Consider the following 17,663-nt stretch of genomic DNA (forward strand, 5'->3'; position numbering starts at 1 on the left):
CAGGCGGTTACAGGCTGCAGAGCGTGAGCTGGAACGGCACGTCGACGTCAACCGCGCGCGGCCGCAGATCGCCGTCCTGCACCGTGAAGCGCACCCACAGCATGTACTTGTTGGCGCTCGCTTCGGGAATCACGCGCAATTCGGGCGCGACACGAACCTGCATCAATTGATACGAGCGGCCCGACAGCATTTGCTGATAGCTGCCTTGCATCGCCATCACCTTCGACGCCTGGCCCGACTCGCGCGCGAGCCGCAGCACGATCGTGGCCGCGTCGCGCAGCGGCAAAAGCGGCGTGACCCACTTGGCGATGTCTTGGCGACGCTGATCGGGATGCAACTGTTGCCACGCGTAATACGAGGGCAGGTCGAATTTGCAGGTGCCACCGGGGATGATCGCGCGGCTGCGAATGCTTGCAAGCCATTCGTTGTCTGCAAGATGCTGGCCGGTTTTGCCTTGCATCTGCGTGAGCCCCGCAAGGGTCTGCTCGATTTCGCCGAGTACCGCTTCGAGCGCGTTCTGCTCGATGCCCGGATTGCCGCGAAACGGCGCGAGCGTTTGCCGCTGGCGTTCGAGTTCTTTCATCAGATCCGACTTCAGATCCGCGCGGCCAGCTACTTCGGAGATTTCGAACAGCGTTGTCAGTGCGACGTGATGTTCCCGCGCGTCTTCCTGAGTCAGAAAGAACGTGAAGCGCTCGAACAGATCTTCGAGTCGCAACAGCGTCCGGATTCGCTCATTGAAGGGGTACTCGTAAAGGATCAAGCGGGCTCGCCTCGGGCGTGGTCGGTGACAGGAATGCAAAACATTCTAATGCCGTGGGACTACCCAGGCAATCACGCACGCTTTCCGCGTGCTTTCGCAACTTTTTTGTCAGTTCCCGGTGTTATGAGCGCTTCGGCTCTCGCATGCGCGCAAAGTTCAATTGTGTCGGTGACGACGCGTGCCGAAGATGCGTATCTGCCTTCACAGGGCATCGTGCGCTTGATGCTTGCAGCGAGGCCGACCTGGGGCCTCCGCGCGCTATGACGCGGCCTCACCCTTCGCGAGCGACAGATACGCTTGATGGTGAGCGTCCACCTGCGCTTCGAGCTCCAGGGGCGGCGCGTTGTCATTGACGATCACGTCGTCGGCGGCGGCGAGGCGCGCTTCGCGCGTGGCCTGGCGCGCGATGATCGCGAGCACCTGCTCACGGCTGAAGCCGTTGCGGCTCATCACCCGCGCGACTTGCGTGTCGATGCTGCAATCGACGGTGAGCACGCGATTCACACGGTTCTTCCAGGTCCCGGACTCGACCAGCAACGGCACCACGACGATCACATAGGGTCCTTTCGCTTCGCGCTCTTCGCGCTCGGTTTCCGCGCGAATCAGCGGATGCGTGATGGCTTCGAGACGTTTGCGCGCGGTGTCGTCGCTGAACACGAGCGTGCGCATGCGCGCGCGATCGAGCGAGCCGTCGGCGGCGACGAACTCCGCGCCGAATTCGGCGGCGATGTGCGGCATCGCCAGGCCATGCGGCGCGGTGATGCGATGCGCGATCACGTCGGTATCGACGAGCGGCACGCCGCGCGCGGCGAACAGATTGGCAACCGTCGACTTGCCGCTACCGATGCCGCCGGTGAGTCCCACAACGAACATGCTTCAGCCTCCCAAAGCAAGGTAAAGCGGCGTGCCGGCAAATAGCGTGAGCGCACCGCCCGCCGCAAGAAATGGCCCGAACGGCAGCGGCTCCTCGAAGCGCATACGGCCGCGCCACGTCGCCGCGAGCCCGATCACGGCACCGGCCACCGCGGCGACCAGCACGATTTGCGGCAGCGCTGGCCAGCCGAGCCACGCGCCGAGCGCCGCGAGCAGTTTGAAGTCGCCATAGCCCATGCCTTCGATACCGCGCACGAGCCTGAACGCCCAATGCACGGCCCATAACGCCAGATATCCGAAGACAGCCCCGAGCACCGCATCATGCAGGTTCGTGAACATGCCGTTGAAATTGACGATCAGGCCGGCCCATAACAGCGGCAAGGTCAAGGAATCGGGCAGCAGATGCGTGTCGATATCGATCGCGCTCATCGCAAGCAACGTCGCGCACAGGCCGAACGCGGCGAGTGCCATCAGCGTCGGGCCGAACGCCATCAGTGCGCCTGCCGCGAACGCTGCGCTCGCGATTTCGAGCAGCGGATAGCGTGCGCTGATGTGCGTGCCGCATGCGGAACAGCGGCCGCGTAACAGCAGGTAGCTCAGCACCGGCAAGTTTTCCCACGCGCTCAGCACGTGGCCGCAATGCGGGCACGCGCTACGCGGCACCCACAGGTTGTAGCGCTCGGGCAGTCCGTCGCCGGGCTGCGGCGCGTCGGTGGCCTCGCTGATTTCGGCGCGCCACGCACGCTCGAGCATGATCGGCAGCCGATGCACGACCACATTCAGGAAGCTGCCAATCACGAGGCCGAGCACGATCGCGAACGCGATCTGCGCCCCGGCGGGCAGACTCGCGAGCGCGAGGCCGATATCGCCTGCAAAGCGGCCTGGCAGTAAGCCCGCGAGCAGGCTGGAGGAAGTTTGTGGCACGAGCGGTGGAGGAGCCTGTATGGTCATGAATTGGATTCGGCTGCGATGCTACACCACGTTGCCGAGTTGAATAATGGGAAGATACATCGCGATGACGAGGCCGCCGACCAGTGTGCCGAGCACGACGATCACGAGCGGTTCGCACAGGCTCGATAGCGTGCCGATCCTGTCGTCGACCTGGCGATCCGCAAGCGACGCGACATCGAGCAGCATGCTGTCGAGCGCGCCGGATTCCTCGGCGACCGCAACGGGCTGCACGACCTCGGCAGGAAAGCAGCGGGCCGCGCGCATCGCCGCGGCGAGCCTTTCGCCGCGCCGCAGTCTAATGGCGATGCTCGCGGTCGCCCGGTCGAAGAAGGCATTGCCGGTTGCCTGCGTGAGCGAATCTAACGCGTCGGCGAGCGGTGTGCCAGCGGACAGCAGGGTGCCGAGCGCGCGACTCCACCGCGCTGCGCACAGCGTGCGCAGCAGCGGGCCGGCCACTGGCAGGTTGAGCGACAGGCGAGCGAAGCGGATGCGCGCGCTGATCGATCGACGCAGCACGAATGTGATGGCCGAGCTCATTGCGAGCATCAGCACGAACAGCGGCACACTCCAGCGCGCGGCACCCGCCGAGAGCGCCAGCACGAACTGCGTCGGCGCGGGCAGCCTGGCGCCGAAGCCATCGAAGATCTGCTTGAACGTCGGCACGACCCACACCAGCAACGCGGCGGTTATCGCGATCGCGAGCAGCAGGATCGCGACTGGATAGGTGAGAGCCGCGCGCACCTTTGCACGCTGTGCGGCGGCGCGTTCGCGATCGTCGGCGAGGCGGGCGAGCACGGTGACGAGCGCGCCCGCCGCTTCGCCCACCTCGACGAGTTGGCAATACAGCGCATTGAACTGCGCCGGGTGCCGCTCCAAGGCCGCCGAAAACCGCAGGCCGGCGGTGATGTCGCGCGCGACCGTGCCGACGATGCGCGGCATGCCTTGCCGCTGCCCCGACGCCGGCGTCTGTGCGAGCAGTTCGAGCGCGGGCGCGAGCGGCAAGCCGGCACGCAGGAGACTGGAAAGTTGCCGCGTGAACAGCGTGACATCGGCCGCGCTGGTCTTCGGGCGTGGCGCCGGGCCTTGCGTTGCGACTTCGACGATAAAGAGGCTGTCGCGTTTGAGCAGCGTGCGCGCGGCGCTCGCGTCGGGCGCGATCAGCGTGCCGCTATGGCGCTTGCCGTCCGCGTCGACGCCGCGCCATCTGAAGCGCAGGTCGGCTGAGACGGGCCGTGTCGGTGACTGCGCGGCGGTACTCATGCGACCTCCGTGGCGGCGAGCGCTTCGGCGAGACTGGTGGTGCCGTCGCGTACGCGCGCTAGCGCCGCGTCGCGTAATGTCGCGACCTGTTCGGTCTGCGCGAGGCGGGCCAGCTCGTGCGCACCCGCGCTTGCGACGATCAGCTCGCGCATCGCTTCGGAAACGGGCATCACCTGATGGATGCCGACGCGCCCCCTATAGCCGATGCCATGGCAAGCCGCACAGCCGGTCGCCGCATACGGTTGCCAGCCGTCGAGCTCCTGTTCGCCGAAGCCAGCGGCGTGGAGCGCCGTCGCCGAATGCGGCGCGGGTGCGCGGCACGCGACGCATAGTCGCCGCACCAGCCGCTGCGCGGTCACCATCCGCAGCGCGGCTGCAAGATTGTACGGCTCGACACCGATATCGATGAGCCGCGCGATGGCCGCGGGCGCGTCGTTCGTATGCAGCGTGGACAGCACGAGGTGGCCGGTTTGCGCGGCCTTCACGGCGACGTCGGCGGTTTCGTTATCGCGGATTTCGCCGACCATGATCACGTCCGGGTCCTGACGCAGGAACGCGCGCAGTGCGACCGCGAACGTTAGCCCGGCTTTTTCGCGCACGCTGACCTGGTTGATACCGGCCAGCTGGATCTCGGCCGGATCTTCCACTGAGCAGAGGTTGCGTGCCTCGCCGTTCAGCAGATTCAGGAAGCAGTACAGCGACAGCGTCTTGCCACTGCCCGTTGGTCCGGTGACGAGCATCAGACCGTGCGGCGCGCGGATCGCGGCGTCCACGGCTTCGCGCTGCCGCGGATCGAGGCCGAGCGAATCGAGCGAAAGATCAGCGGGCAGCGCGTCGAGCCGTCGTAGCACGAGCTTTTCGCCGAACAGCGTCGGCAGTGAATTGACGCGGTAATCCTCGAGTCGCCCGGGCGACGTCGCGAGGCGTAGCCGGCCGTCTTGCGGCACGCGTCGCTCGGCGATGTCCATGCGCGCGAGCACCTTCACCCGCGTGACGAAGGCATCGCGTAGATGCGCGGGCGGCCGCGGGATTTCATGCAGTACGCCGTCGATGCGCAGCCGCACACGCCAGCCGTGCTCGGCCGGCTCGATGTGGATATCGGACGCATTGCGCCGCGTCGCTTCGTGCAACGTGTCGGTCAACAGACGCACGGCCGGGGCGTTGTCCGGATCGTTCAGATTCGTTGCGTTGGATTCGCCGTCGGCAGCGAGTGGGCGCGGCAATGCCGCAGCGGTGGCAAAGGGTGTTTGCATGAGAGACCGGTGATGAACCGCCTGTAGAACATGACGGCTTCATCTTCCGGATGCGGGCGTCCGAATGCCATTCGGCCATTCGGCTAATGGCGCGCGTCGCGAGCCCGTGCAATGCTGACCATGAATTAGCGAGCGACTGTGCGGGCTTCAGCCTGACCTTGCTTTTCCGGCCTTGGTGCGCGACGGCGGTTTGAACAGCTTGACGGTGCGGATTGCCTGATCGTCGCTGCGCATCACTTCGAGCTTGGTGTCGCCGATGCGCACGCAGACGTCGCCGTCGGGAATGTCTTCGAGAATTTCGAGAATGAGGCCGTTGAGCGTTTTGGGGCCATCGGTGGGCAGCGCGAGTTGCAGCCAGCGGTTCAGCTCGCGCAACGGCATGCTGCCGGCGACGATGCATTCGCCCGCTTCGTTCCAGCCGCCGCGCGAACTGGCGCCACGCGGAATCGACGTGGTGAATTCGCCGATCAGCTCCTCGATGATGTCTTCCGGCGTGACGAGGCCTTGCAGTTCGCCGTATTCGTTGACGACGAGCGCGATGCGGTGCCGGCTCTCCTGGAAGTATTGCAACTGCGGGAACACCGGCGTGCCGCTTGGCACGAAATACGGTTCGGCGAGCAGCTCGCGCAAGGTATCGCGTTCGAGCTCCTGGTTGTGCAGCGCTGACAGGGTCTTGCGCACGTGCAGCACACCGAGCACTCGGTCGATGTCGCCCTGGTAGACGATCAGTTTGTTGTGATAGCAGGTCTCCAGTTGATGCAGGATCTGTTCGAACGGTGCATCGAAGTCGAGCGCTTCGATGCGGCGACGCGGGATCATCACGTCATCGACCGAGATGTTTTCGAGGTCGAACAGATTCAGCAGGATGCTGCGGTGTTTGGTCGGCATGAAGCTGCCCGACTCGAGCACGATGGTGCGCAGTTCTTCGGTGGACAGGCGCTGATCGCGCGCGCCCTTCGTATTAATGTGCAGCACGCGCAGGATGCCGGTGGCGAACAGGTTGACGAACCAGATCACCGGTTTCGCGATGCGCATCAATGGCGCGATCAGCAGGCTCGCGGGCAGCGCGATTTTCTCGGGAAAGGTTGCGCCGACGATCTTCGGCGTGATTTCTGCGAACACGATGATTAGGAAGGCGACGATACCGGTCGCGATCGACAGCACGAGGCTATTGCGGCCGAACGTATGCAACGCGAGCGATGTAGTCAGTACCGGAATGATCGTGTTGAACAGGTTGTTGCCGATCAGGATCACGCTCAGCAACTGATCGGTTTTCGCAAGCAGTCCCTGGGTAGTTTTCGCGCCGAGGGTGTTTTTGCTGGCGAGATGTTTGAGCCGATGACGGTTCAGCGCCATCATCGCTGTCTCGGAAATGGAAAAGAAGGCGGAGCAGACAAGCAGCAGAAGGACGGCGCCGATCTGCGCCCATAAGGGAAGTTGTTCCACGCGTCGTGAAAAATAAGGGAAAGGATGGAGAGAATATAGCAGAGGGGGCCACGCGCTCCGCCGTGAACGGCGGCTGACGCCGCTCGAACGACAACGTCGCGACGTGCGCGCTGGGCCTGTCTAGCCGGAGGAAAAGAATGCAGCGAAAGGCAGCACGACAGTAGCAAAAAGGTGCCGCGCAAAACAAAAAACCGCCGAGCATTGCTGCGGCGGTTTTTGAACCTTGAGCTAACAAGGGGAAATCTGGTCGGGGTGAGAGGATTCGAACCTCCGGCCTCTACGTCCCGAACGTAGCGCTCTACCAGGCTAAGCTACACCCCGATTTGGTACTGCTGACTCGACTCGGACTAATTCGTCGTTTCAGTCTCGTTCAAGACTGTCTTGCCGTCGAGTAAGAACATAATTCTAGCAGGCTCTCTTTGAAAATGGAATGGGGAAATGAAGAAATTGCTGCCGCGGCTGCTTGCGCTTCCTGTTTCGCGCACTCGAGCGTGTGGTCGAGCGCGCCCGATCGCGTGATCGCGTCGAAAATCGTATCGAAACGGTCGGTGCCACCTTGCTCGATGGCTTCGCGCGCGAGCGCCGATTGCTCGGGCGTGCCACGTTCGATCAGATAGATGAGCGGCAGCGTCGGTTTGCCTTCGCGCAGATCGTCGCCGGCGTTCTTGCCCATCGACTCGGCCGTGCCCGTGTAGTCGAGCCAGTCGTCCATGATCTGGAACGCGGTGCCGATGCGGCGGCCATATTCGGCGGCGGCGGCTTCGGTTTTCGCGTCCGCGCCGGCGAGCACCGCGCCGAGTTGGGCGGCCGCCTCGAACAACTTTGCGGTTTTGTAGCGGATCACCTGCATGTAGCGGGCTTCGTCGACGTCGGCATCGTGCATGTTCAACAACTGCAGCACTTCGCCTTCGGAGATGATGTTGGTCGCCTCCGACAGAATTTCCATCACGCGCATCTTGCCCACGCCGACCATCATCTGGAACGAGCGCGAATACAGGAAATCACCGACCAGCACGCTCGCGGCGTTGCCGAACAGCGCGTTGGCGGTCTGGCGGCCGCGCCGCAGGTCGGACTCGTCGACCACGTCGTCATGCAGCAGCGTGGCCGTGTGAATGAATTCGACGACCGCGGCAAGCTCGTGCCGGTGTCCCGTCGTGTCGCCCAGCGCGCCCGCCACCAGCAACAGCAGCGCGGGCCGCAGCCGCTTCCCGCCGGCGCTGATGATGTACTCGGAAATCTGGTTGATCAGCATCACGTCCGACGCAAGACGTTGCCGGATGACGCGATTGACCTGCTGCATGTCTTCGGCGATCGGAGCAAGCAGGCTGGCGACGTTGGGGGAGGTGGTGGCAGTCGACGACATGATGGCTGAATTGGGTAGTGCCGCGAATTATAAGGCGATCGGGGCGCTTCCGGGTCGTCGGCTGCCGTGCGGATGCTTTCCGCATGGTGCGAGGGCCGCTCGCCAAGGGCGTCTGCGGGCCGCCGCGCGTCGCTGGTTTAGTCTCTGCGAGCGCCTGCGAGAGAGGGCGAGCCCGAACGATAGTCGGTTTGGTAAGCAGGTTTTGACCGAGCAGCTAACTCTATGTATAATTGAGAGTTTCCGCGCGCGGTGCGTGGGAAAAATGAATACAGAGTGAGGTTTTCAATGTACGCGGTCATAAAAACCGGTGGCAAGCAGTACAAGGTTGCCGTCGGCGAAAAACTTAAAGTAGAACAGATACCGGCAGACATTGACGCTGAAATCACGCTCGACCAGGTTCTCGCAGTGGGCGAAGGCGAATCGATTAAGTTCGGTACGCCGCTGGTCAGTGGGGCTTCCGTCAAGGCTACCGTCGTGTCGCAAGGGCGTCACGCCAAAGTGACGATCTTCAAGATGCGTCGCCGGAAGCACTACCAGAAGCATGGCGGCCACCGCCAGAACTATACCGAACTGCGCATCGACGCGATCAACGCGTAAGCGCACCGGTTAAGGAGCAAATCAAATGGCACACAAAAAGGCAGGCGGATCGTCCCGGAACGGCCGCGACTCCGAATCGAAGCGCCTCGGCGTTAAGGTTTACGGCGGCCAGGCTATCAACGCTGGTGGCATCATCGTGCGTCAGCGCGGTACGCGTATGCACGCTGGCGAGAACGTCGGCATGGGCAAGGATCACACCCTGTTCGCGCTGAAGGACGGCCACGTCCAGTTCTCGACGAAGGGCGCGGCGAAGAAGCACACCGTTTCCGTCGTCCCGGCAGCCTGAGTTTAATCAGGCACGGGCTTCAGGACCGGAAAAGGCCCCGCGAAGTTCGCGGGGCTTTTTTTATTGCGGCGCCTCTTTCGTGTGGCGCCGAAGCCGCGCAGCCGACAGCTCATCACCGGCGACTATGCCGTTCGGTCGATTGATCAACGCGCGGCGCGCGCGGCAAAATAGCAAGCATCCAATCAGTATCAACCCCTGCATCGAATCGGGCAGTACACCACGGGACGGAGTAACGCATGAAGTTCATTGACGAAGCGAGGATTGAAGTCATCGCCGGCGACGGAGGGGATGGCAGCGCGTCGATGCGCCGCGAGAAGTTCGTTCCGTTCGGCGGTCCCGATGGCGGTGATGGCGGCCGGGGCGGCAGCGTGATCGCGGTTGCTGACCGCAACATCAACACGCTGATCGACTACCGCTACGCGAAAAAACATCTGGCGCGCAACGGCGAAAACGGCCGCGGCTCCGATTGCTACGGCAAGGGCGGCGACGACATCACGCTGCGCATGCCGGTTGGCACGACCATCACGGACATGGAAACCGGCGAGCTGATCGCAGATCTGACCGAGCACAACCAGAGCGTGCAAATCGCGCAAGGCGGCGCCGGCGGTCTCGGCAACCTCCATTTCAAGTCCAGCACGAACCGCGCGCCGCGTCAAAAGACCGACGGCAAGCCGGGCGAGCGCCGCATGGTCCGCCTCGAACTGAAAGTGTTGGCCGACGTCGGTCTGCTCGGCATGCCCAATGCAGGCAAGTCGACGTTCATCTCGTCGGTGTCGAACGCGAAGCCAAAAATTGCCGATTACCCGTTCACCACACTCGCGCCGAACCTCGGCGTCGTGCGCGTCGGACCGAGCCGCAGCTTTGTGATTGCGGACATTCCGGGGCTGATCGAAGGCGCGGCGGAAGGCGCCGGCCTCGGCCATCAATTCTTGCGTCACCTGCAACGTACCGGGCTGCTGCTGCATATCGTCGACATCGCACCGTTCGATGAATCGATCGATCCGGTCGCGGAAGCGAAGGCGATCGTCAACGAACTGCGCAAGTACGACGAAGAGCTCTATCAGAAGCCGCGCTGGCTCGTGCTGAACAAGCTGGACATGGTGCCTGAGGACGATCGCGAAGCGCGCGTGGCGGCTTTCCTCGAAGGTTTCGGCTGGGATGGTCCGGTGTTCGAGATCTCGGCTCTGACCGGCCAGGGCTGTGAAAATCTTTGCTATGCGGTGTTCGACTACCTCGCCGAGCACTCGGACGCGCAACGCGCGGCCGAAGCCGAAGACCTCGCCTCCGACGTGCGTTTCCGCGAGGGGACGCAAGTACCGGCCGCGACCCGCGAAGCCGGCACCGATCCGCAGGAATAACAACTCGAGCGCCGGCGCCTGCGGCGGGTGTCGGCATGCATCACGCGTCATCTTGGGAGACAGCGCACAATGCGTTCCGTCATCGCAGATTCACGGCGATTGGTCGTCAAAGTCGGTTCGAGCCTCGTCACAAACGACGGACGCGGCCTCGATCATGCGGCCATCGGCCGCTGGGCCGCGCAAATTGCCGCACTGCGCGCGCAGGGCAAGGAAGTCGTGCTGGTCAGTTCGGGCGCGATCGCCGAGGGCATGCAGCGGCTCGGCTGGAACAAGCGGCCGCGTGAAATCGATGAATTGCAGGCGGCTGCGGCGGTCGGCCAGATGGGCCTCGCGCAAGTGTACGAAAGCCGCTTTGCCGAGCATTCCATCCAGACTGCGCAGATCCTGCTCACTCACGCCGACCTCGCCGACCGCGAGCGCTATCTGAATGCGCGCTCCACGCTGCTCACGCTGCTGCGGCTCGGTGTCGTACCGATCATCAACGAGAACGACACGGTCGTCACCGACGAAATCAAGTTCGGCGACAACGACACGCTCGGCGCGCTGGTCGCCAATCTGATCGAGGGCGACGCGCTGATCATTCTGACGGACCAGCAAGGGCTCTTCACTGCCGATCCGCGCAAGAACCCGAACGCGACGCTCGTCCAGCAAGCCGACGCCGGCGCGCCCGATCTGGAAGCGATGGCGGGCGGCGCGGGCTCGAGCCTCGGCCGCGGCGGCATGCTGACCAAAATTCTTGCCGCGAAGCGCGCAGCCCATAGCGGCGCCAATACGGTGATCGCGAGTGGGCGCGAAGCGGACGTGCTGCTGAGACTGGCGGCCGGCGAGGCGATCGGCACGCAGCTGATCGCGCGCACCGCGCGCATGGCGGCGCGCAAGCAATGGATGGCCGATCACCTGCAGGTGCGCGGCCACGTCGTGATCGATGACGGCGCGGTCGAAAAATTGACCGCCGGCGGCAAGAGCCTGCTGCCGATCGGCATCGTCGGCGTGCAGGGCGCTTTCGCGCGCGGCGAGGTGATCGCGTGTCTGAGCGCGTCGGGCCGTGAAGTCGCACGTGGTTTGACGAACTACAGCAGCGCGGAAACCAAGCTGATCCAGCGTCGTCCGAGCGGCGAAATCGAGTCGGTGCTGGGCTATATGCTGGAGCCCGAGCTGATTCACCGCGACAATCTCGTGCTGATTTGATCTTTCAGGATGCGAGCGCACAAAGCGCCGACAAAAAAGCCGTTCCGGCGCAGGCTGGAACGGCTTTTTGTCGTCATGCGTAGGCAACGGCGCCTGAATCAGGTGTGCCGCACAAACGGCCTCAATGAATCTGCGACGTCTGCGTGCGCTTGTAACGAATGTTCTCGACGATGCGCTGCGCGTTGCCGGTCGGAATCTTGTTCGCGCACATATAGTCCTGATACAGCGCGGCCTGGTACGCGTTCAGCGCACCGTTTTCGATGCGCGAAAACTGGTTCGCGACCGTCGTGTCCCAGCCGTCGTGATCGGCGTTGAGGCCCGCGTACTGACGCCATTCATACGTATCGCAGCGGATGCCCTCGTAATTGACGTTGCGCGCGCCGCCCGGGCTCGTGACGACCACCGTGTAACGCACGACACCGTCGTCGCCGACGCTGACCGATTTCGGGTCGATCGCGAATTGCAGCGGCGTATTGCCGGAGACCTCGAACGGCAGCAGGTTCGTGTCGGTGGGCAGCGGCGGCAACGTGTCGACCTTGTTTTCAACCCAGTTGCTCTTACGATCCAGCAGATAGACGAACTCGCTGTCGTCTTTATTGGTCGGTTTGCCGGCGCTCGAACAGCCTGCCAGCAGGGCGCCGGTGGCGACGCATGCCACGGCGAGTGCAAATGCTTTCAATCTGATTCCCTCGAAAGACGGACGCGGCCCGAAGGCCGCGCCAGAGAGAGGCGGCGTGAGCCGCCGCCTTGGAATGGTTAATCGCGCACCCCTCGTCGGACTGACGGGGCGCCGACCTCGTCGGCTTCGGCCGTTTCGTGCTCATGCTCCGGTGCAATGTTTGCATCCGGTGAGCCGGGGCCGCAATCCGGCACGACCAGCACGCGCGTCGAAGTTTCGACACTGACCGAACTTACGGTAGTGACGGTGGTGACCACCGTGCTTACCGCGGAATCCGGCGGGCTTTGCATCGACGACGCTATCCGAGGATAACGCGACCCATGATGCCCGCCAGGTTTTTCCGCACGCGGCGCAGGCCGGCGCATGAAACGGGACAACTCCGTCAGCGCCAACTGATACACATCCCGCTTGAACTCGATCACACAGTCGAGCGGTACCCAATACTCGTTCCAACGCCACGCATCGAACTCAGGGTGGTCGGTGGCGCGCAGACAGATGTCGCAGTCGCGTCCTACCATCCGGAGCAAAAACCAGATTTGTTTCTGGCCGCGGTAATGACCGCGTACTTCGCGCTTGATGAACTTGTCAGGCACCTCATAACGCAACCAGTCGCGCGTGCGACCGATCACCTTGACGTGCTCAGGAAGCAGTCCGGTCTCTTCGTGTAACTCCCGATACATCGCTTGCACGGGGGTCTCGCCATATTTGATGCCCCCTTGCGGAAACTGCCAGGAATGTTCACGGAGCCGTTTGCCCCAAAACACCTCGTTGTGCGCGTTCAAGAGGATGATGCCGACGTTCGGGCGAAAGCCTTCACGATCCAGCATACAACCACCTTCGAATCCTTTAAAATTGCTTTGATTATAAACAGATAACGGACCCTACGCACCGAATCGCATGAGATTGCCGCGATTCGCCGCAACAGCCCGTGTTTGCGGTAGCCTGTCGGTTTTGCGTGCCCGATCCCTTGCGAGAGGCTTTGCGCGGCGGTTTCGGCGCCGCACGGGGGCAGGGCGCCGCCAGTCGGGCGAACCCCGCTGGCTTCGCCGCTGATCTGTGTCGATTTTCCCCATGTTTTCACCTTTTCTGGCGGTCCCACCGGAAGCCGCCGCTTTTGGACACCTTGAATGAAAGCTTCCCGTTTCTTTATCGGCACCCTCAAAGAAGCGCCCGCCGACGCCGAAATCATCAGCCACAAGCTCATGGTGCGCGCGGGCATGATCCGCCGCGTCGCGGGCGGTATCTACAACTACCTGCCGGTCGGCCTGCGTTCGATCCGCAAGGTGGAAGCGATCGTGCGCGAGGAAATGAACCGGGCAGGCGCCATCGAGCTGTTGATGCCGGCCGTGCAGCCGGCCGAACTGTGGCAGGAATCGGGCCGCTGGGAAAAGTATGGTCCCGAGCTGTTGCGCTTCAAGGACCGCAAGCAGGCCGATTTCGTGATGGGCCCGACGCACGAGGAAGTCGTGACCGACATCGCGCGCAACCAGATCAAGAGCTATCGCCAGTTGCCGGTCAACTTCTATCAGATCCAGACGAAGTTCCGCGATGAGATCCGTCCGCGTTTCGGCGTGATGCGCGGCCGCGAATTCATCATGAAAGACGCGTACTCGTTCGACAAGGACGCGGAAGGTCTGCGCGAGTCGTATCGCAAGATGTACGACGCTTACGTGCGCATCTTCACGCGCCTCGGCCTCGAGTTCCGCGCGGTCGCGGCGGACAACGGCTCGATTGGCGGCAGCGGCTCGCATGAGTTCCACGTGATCGCCGACACCGGCGAAGACGCGATCGCCTATTGCCCGAGTTCCGATTTCGCCGCGAACGTCGAGGCCGCCGACGCGCTGCCGCTGATCGCGCAACGCGCCGCGCCGGCCGAGGACATGAAAAAGACCGCGACGCCCGGCAAGGCGAAGTGCGAGGCGGTCGCCGAACTGCTGAACATTCCGCTCGAGCGCACGATCAAGTCGGTCATTCTCGCCACCGAAAACGAAGGCGCCGAGCCGACCATCTGGCTGCTGATGCTGCGCGGCGACCACGACCTGAACGAGATCAAGGTCGGCAAGCTGCCCGGCCTCGCCGACTTCCGCATGGCGACCGAAGCCGAGATCATCGAGACGTTCGGCACGCCGCCGGGTTATCTCGGTCCGATCAACACGAAGAAGCCGGTCAAGGTGATCGCCGACAGCACGGTCGCGAACATGAGCGACTTCGTGGTCGGCTCGAACGAGGTCGACTATCACACCACCGGCGTGAACTGGGGCCGCGACCTGCCGGAGCCGGTCGTCGCCGACATCCGCAACGTGAAGAAGGGCGATCCGTCGCCGGACGGCAAGGGCGTGCTCGACATCTGCCGCGGCATCGAAGTGGGCCACGTGTTCCAGCTCGGCACGAAGTACTCCGAAGCGATGAACGCGACCTGTCTCGACGAAACCGGCAAGCCGCGGCCGATGGAAATGGGCTGTTACGGTATCGGCGTCACGCGTATTCTCGGCGCCGCGATCGAACAGAATTTCGACGACAAAGGCATCATCTGGCCGGAGTCGATCGCGCCGTTCGAAGTCGTGCTGTGCCCGATGGGCTACGACCGCAGCGACGCGGTACGTGAGCAGGCCGACAAGCTGTACGCGGAACTCGTCGCGGCCGGCATCGACGTGATCCTCGACGATCGCGGCGAGCGTCCGGGCGTGATGTTCGCCGACTGGGAACTGATCGGCGTGCCGCATCGGCTGGTGATCGGCGACCGCGGGCTGAAGGACGGCAAGATCGAGTATCAGGGCCGTCGCGACGCCGAAGCGACGCTGCTGCCAGTCGCGGACGCCGCGCAGACCGTGATCGACAAAGTGCGCGCGGCGCTCGCGAACTAAGCGGGGCGGGCAGTGGAGTACACCTTCCTGTCCGCGACGGTGCTGCTGATCCTGATCACCGATCCGCTCGGCAACATCCCGATCTTCATCAGCTGTCTGCGTGGGGTGTCGCCGGAGCGCCGCACGGTGGTGATCCTGCGCGAGGTCGCGATCGCGTTTGCGATCCTGCTGGTGTTCATGGTGCTCGGGCAGAGCTTTCTGCGCATGATGAGCCTGAGTGACCAGTCGCTGCGGATCGGCGGCGGCATCGTGCTGTTTCTGATCGCGCTGCGCATGGTGTTTCCGCATCCGGACGGTCCATTCGGCGGCGACGCGCGCGGCGGCGAGCCGCTGATCGTGCCGCTCGCGATTCCGGCGCTCGCAGGTCCGTCGGCGTTGGCGACCGTCATGCTGCTGACCTCGCAGGCGCCGGGCAAGACGTTCGAGTGGGTCGGCGCGCTGACCGTCACGATGATCATCTGCGCGATCGTGCTGATGCTCGCCGAGCGCATTCAGGCGTGGCTCGGTGAACGGGTGATGGCGGCGTTCGAGCGGCTGATGGGGCTGGTGCTCGTCGCGATTTCAGTCGAGATGATGCTCGGCGGGATCCGCTCTTTCGTGCACAAGTTGTAAGGCGGGAGCCGGTGCGCGAGCCGCCACCGTCGCAGCCATAAAAAAAGCAGCCGGGCAGGCTGCTTTTTTTCGCCGGTACGCGGATGCGCCGCTCACGCCCCCTCGGTCAACGCCCGAATGGTCGGCAGATTGCGCCAGTAGCCCTTCGCATCCATCCCGCAGCCGAACACGTACCGGTCCGGCACTTCGAAGCCGCAGTAATCAGGGCGCAGCGGCTTCGCCTTCGGAATGATCTTCTCGCACAGCACCGCGGACAGGAAGCGCTTCGCGCCCATCGCGAGAATGCGGTCGCGGATCGCGGCCATCGTCTCGCCTTCGTCGAGGATGTCGTCGAGCACGAGCACCACGCGATCCTTGACCGACTCGGCCGGCGCGACGCGCCATTGCATCTCGTTGCTGCCCTTCGTCGTATTGCGGTAGCGCGTCAGATGGATGTAGTCGAACTCGAGCGGGAAATCGAGGTGCGGCAGCAGCATGCCGGTGAACACCGCGGCGCCGCCCATCACCGACAGCACGAGCGGGAAGTCCTCGCTCATCTCGTCGCGGATGGCGGCCGCCATGCGGGTGATTGACGCAGTGACGTCCGAGGCCGAAACGATCTCTTCGGAATGTTGAAAAATCTGCAGGGCTTCTTCGCGGTTCATGACGTCTGACGGCCGATAACTGTATACATAGTGTGAGTGGCAACATCCCGAGGGACGTTCCCGCGAGGGACGACGCGATGCGCTACAGAATAAACCCGCACGATGCCGAAGTCAGCCACGCCGCGCATCGGCGCGAGCGCGCGCCGGTCCCATCAAGCTTAGCGCATGCCGGGCATCATGCCCTTCATGCCGCGCATCATCTTCTGCAGGTTGCCGCCCTTGAGCTTCTTCATCATCGTGCGCATCTGTTCGTACTGGTTCAGCATGCGGTTGACTTCCTGCACCTGCACGCCCGCGCCCGCGGCGATGCGGCGCTTGCGGGTCGCCTTGATCAGTTCGGGTTTGGCGCGCTCGGCCGGCGTCATCGAGTTGATGATGCCTTCCATGCGGCGCATCTGCTTCTCGGCCTGGCTCATGTCGGCGCCGGCGGCGGCCTGCTGGAACTGCGCGGGCAGCTTGTCCATCAGCGACGACAAGCCGCCCATGCCCTTCATTTGCGAGAGCTGCGCGCGGAAATCGTTGAGGTCGAAGTCGCCGCCTTTCTTGACCTTGTCGGCGAGCTTCTGCGCGGCCTGCACGTCGACGCCGCGCTGCGCTTCCTCGACGAGCGCGAGAATATCGCCCATGCCGAGAATCCGGCTCGCCATGCGGTCGGGGTGGAATACTTCGAGGCCGTCGAGCTTTTCGGCGACGCCCACGAACTTGACCGGCTTGCCCGTCACGTGACGCACCGACAGCGCCGCGCCGCCGCGCGAATCACCGTCGAGCTTGGTGAGCACGACGCCGGTGAGCGGCAGCGCATCGCTGAACGCCTTCGCGGTGTTGACCGCGTCCTGACCGAGCATCGCGTCGACGACGAACAGCGTTTCCGCCGGCTTCAGCTCGGCGTGCAGCGCGGCGATTTCCTGCATCATCGCTTCGTCGATACCGAGACGTCCGGCCGTGTCGACGAGCAGCACGTCGTGATAGTGGCGCTTGGCCCAGTCGACCGCGGCGCGCGCGATGTCGACCGGCTTCTGGTTCGGCTCCGATGGGAAGAAGTCCGCGCCGACCTGCTCGGTCACCGTTTTCAGCTGCGCGATAGCGGCGGGACGATAGACGTCGCACGAAACCGTCAGCACCTTCTTCTTGTACTTCTCGCGCAGCAGCTTCGCGAGCTTGCCGACCGTGGTCGTTTTACCGGCGCCCTGCAGACCCGCCATCAGGATGATCGCAGGCGGCGTGACGGCGAGATTGAGTTCGGAGGCCTTGCCCTCGTAATCGCCGCCGATCACCGCGGTCAGCTCGCGCTGCACCACGCCGACGAGCGCCTGACCCGGCGACAGGCTGGCGATCACTTCCTCGCCGAGCGCCTTCTCCTTGACCTTCGCGATGAACTCGCGCACGACGGGCAGCGCCACGTCGGCCTCGAGCAGTGCGAGACGCACCTCGCGCAGCATTTCCTGGGTGTTCGCCTCGGTGAGCCGGGCTTCGCCGCGCAGCGTCTTGACGACGCGCGCCATCCGTTGAGTCAGATTGTCGAGCAT

Annotated in this window: 17 protein-coding genes and 1 tRNA gene; 6 read left to right on the top strand and 12 right to left on the bottom strand. The window is 63.7% G+C overall.

What is annotated here, in order from left to right; genetic code table 11:
• Positions 1-7: 7 nt before the first annotated feature.
• The 8 genes from zapD to AB3X94_RS25150 form a co-directional block, all read right to left on the bottom strand.
• A complete protein-coding gene (gene zapD / locus AB3X94_RS25115) occupies positions 8-763 on the bottom strand; it encodes a cell division protein ZapD (RefSeq protein WP_008921182.1) in 756 nt (251 codons plus the stop codon).
• Between the two features lie 258 nt (positions 764-1,021).
• The gene (gene coaE / locus AB3X94_RS25120; protein WP_368613044.1) at positions 1,022-1,636 is read right to left on the bottom strand and encodes a dephospho-CoA kinase; all 615 of its coding nucleotides are present in this window, start codon (positions 1,634-1,636) and stop codon (positions 1,022-1,024) included.
• 3 nt (positions 1,637-1,639) lie between these two features.
• Positions 1,640-2,581, bottom strand: coding sequence for an A24 family peptidase (locus tag AB3X94_RS25125; RefSeq protein ID WP_368613092.1), 942 nt, complete (start codon positions 2,579-2,581; stop codon positions 1,640-1,642).
• 27 nt (positions 2,582-2,608) lie between these two features.
• Positions 2,609-3,847: a type II secretion system F family protein gene (locus AB3X94_RS25130; protein ID WP_368613045.1), complete on the bottom strand. Its 1,239-nt coding sequence runs from the start codon at positions 3,845-3,847 to the stop codon at positions 2,609-2,611.
• On the bottom strand, positions 3,844-5,100 hold the full coding sequence (locus tag AB3X94_RS25135; protein ID WP_368613046.1) for a GspE/PulE family protein: 1,257 nt from the start codon (positions 5,098-5,100) through the stop codon (positions 3,844-3,846). Before AB3X94_RS25135 ends, AB3X94_RS25130 begins: the two co-directional genes overlap by 4 nt.
• A 147-nt stretch (positions 5,101-5,247) precedes the next feature.
• Positions 5,248-6,546 carry an HlyC/CorC family transporter gene (locus AB3X94_RS25140; protein WP_176121904.1) on the bottom strand — a complete coding sequence of 433 codons (1,299 nt, stop codon included), beginning with the start codon at positions 6,544-6,546 and terminating at the stop codon, positions 5,248-5,250.
• A 244-nt stretch (positions 6,547-6,790) separates the two neighbouring features.
• Positions 6,791-6,867 (bottom strand) — tRNA-Pro (locus tag AB3X94_RS25145).
• A 49-nt stretch (positions 6,868-6,916) separates the two neighbouring features.
• Positions 6,917-7,909, bottom strand: a complete 993-nt coding sequence (locus AB3X94_RS25150) for a polyprenyl synthetase family protein (RefSeq protein ID WP_026229109.1) — start codon at positions 7,907-7,909, stop codon at positions 6,917-6,919.
• Positions 7,910-8,194: 285 nt separating this feature from the next.
• Between AB3X94_RS25150 and rplU the strand changes: the two genes are divergently transcribed.
• The 4 genes from rplU to proB all read left to right on the top strand — a co-directional run bounded on the left by rplU (position 8,195) and on the right by proB (position 11,338).
• Positions 8,195-8,506 (top strand): 50S ribosomal protein L21, encoded by a 312-nt coding sequence (gene rplU, locus AB3X94_RS25155; RefSeq protein WP_007180329.1) that lies wholly within the window; start codon positions 8,195-8,197, stop codon positions 8,504-8,506.
• Positions 8,507-8,531: 25 nt separating this feature from the next.
• A complete protein-coding gene (rpmA, locus tag AB3X94_RS25160) occupies positions 8,532-8,792 on the top strand; it encodes a 50S ribosomal protein L27 (RefSeq protein WP_008923994.1) in 261 nt (86 codons plus the stop codon).
• A 236-nt stretch (positions 8,793-9,028) separates the two neighbouring features.
• A complete protein-coding gene (cgtA, locus tag AB3X94_RS25165) occupies positions 9,029-10,150 on the top strand; it encodes an Obg family GTPase CgtA (RefSeq protein ID WP_176104998.1) in 1,122 nt (373 codons plus the stop codon).
• Between the two features lie 69 nt (positions 10,151-10,219).
• Positions 10,220-11,338 carry a glutamate 5-kinase gene (gene proB, locus AB3X94_RS25170; RefSeq protein ID WP_368613047.1) on the top strand — a complete coding sequence of 373 codons (1,119 nt, stop codon included), beginning with the start codon at positions 10,220-10,222 and terminating at the stop codon, positions 11,336-11,338.
• A gap of 121 nt (positions 11,339-11,459) precedes the next feature.
• On the opposite strand, the gene AB3X94_RS25175 is transcribed toward proB, so the two are convergent.
• Positions 11,460-12,017: a CNP1-like family protein gene (locus AB3X94_RS25175; RefSeq protein WP_176105000.1), complete on the bottom strand. Its 558-nt coding sequence runs from the start codon at positions 12,015-12,017 to the stop codon at positions 11,460-11,462.
• 77 nt (positions 12,018-12,094) lie between these two features.
• Complete coding sequence (locus AB3X94_RS25180; protein WP_176105001.1) at positions 12,095-12,844, bottom strand: RNA pyrophosphohydrolase; 750 nt, start codon at positions 12,842-12,844, stop codon at positions 12,095-12,097.
• A 300-nt stretch (positions 12,845-13,144) separates the two neighbouring features.
• Between AB3X94_RS25180 and AB3X94_RS25185 the strand changes: the two genes are divergently transcribed.
• A complete protein-coding gene (locus AB3X94_RS25185; protein ID WP_176105002.1) occupies positions 13,145-14,881 on the top strand; it encodes a proline--tRNA ligase in 1,737 nt (578 codons plus the stop codon).
• A gap of 12 nt (positions 14,882-14,893) precedes the next feature.
• Complete coding sequence (locus AB3X94_RS25190; protein ID WP_176105003.1) at positions 14,894-15,493, top strand: MarC family protein; 600 nt, start codon at positions 14,894-14,896, stop codon at positions 15,491-15,493.
• A gap of 92 nt (positions 15,494-15,585) precedes the next feature.
• Here the strand turns inward: AB3X94_RS25190 and AB3X94_RS25195 are convergent, their stop codons facing one another.
• Positions 15,586-16,137: a hypoxanthine-guanine phosphoribosyltransferase gene (locus AB3X94_RS25195; protein WP_176105004.1), complete on the bottom strand. Its 552-nt coding sequence runs from the start codon at positions 16,135-16,137 to the stop codon at positions 15,586-15,588.
• Between the two features lie 158 nt (positions 16,138-16,295).
• Positions 16,296-17,663: a signal recognition particle protein gene (gene ffh / locus AB3X94_RS25200; RefSeq protein WP_176105005.1), complete on the bottom strand. Its 1,368-nt coding sequence runs from the start codon at positions 17,661-17,663 to the stop codon at positions 16,296-16,298.

This window comes from Paraburkholderia sp. BR10923 (assembly GCF_040948765.1).
In the GTDB taxonomy this organism is placed as follows: Bacteria; Pseudomonadota; Gammaproteobacteria; order Burkholderiales; family Burkholderiaceae; genus Paraburkholderia; species Paraburkholderia youngii.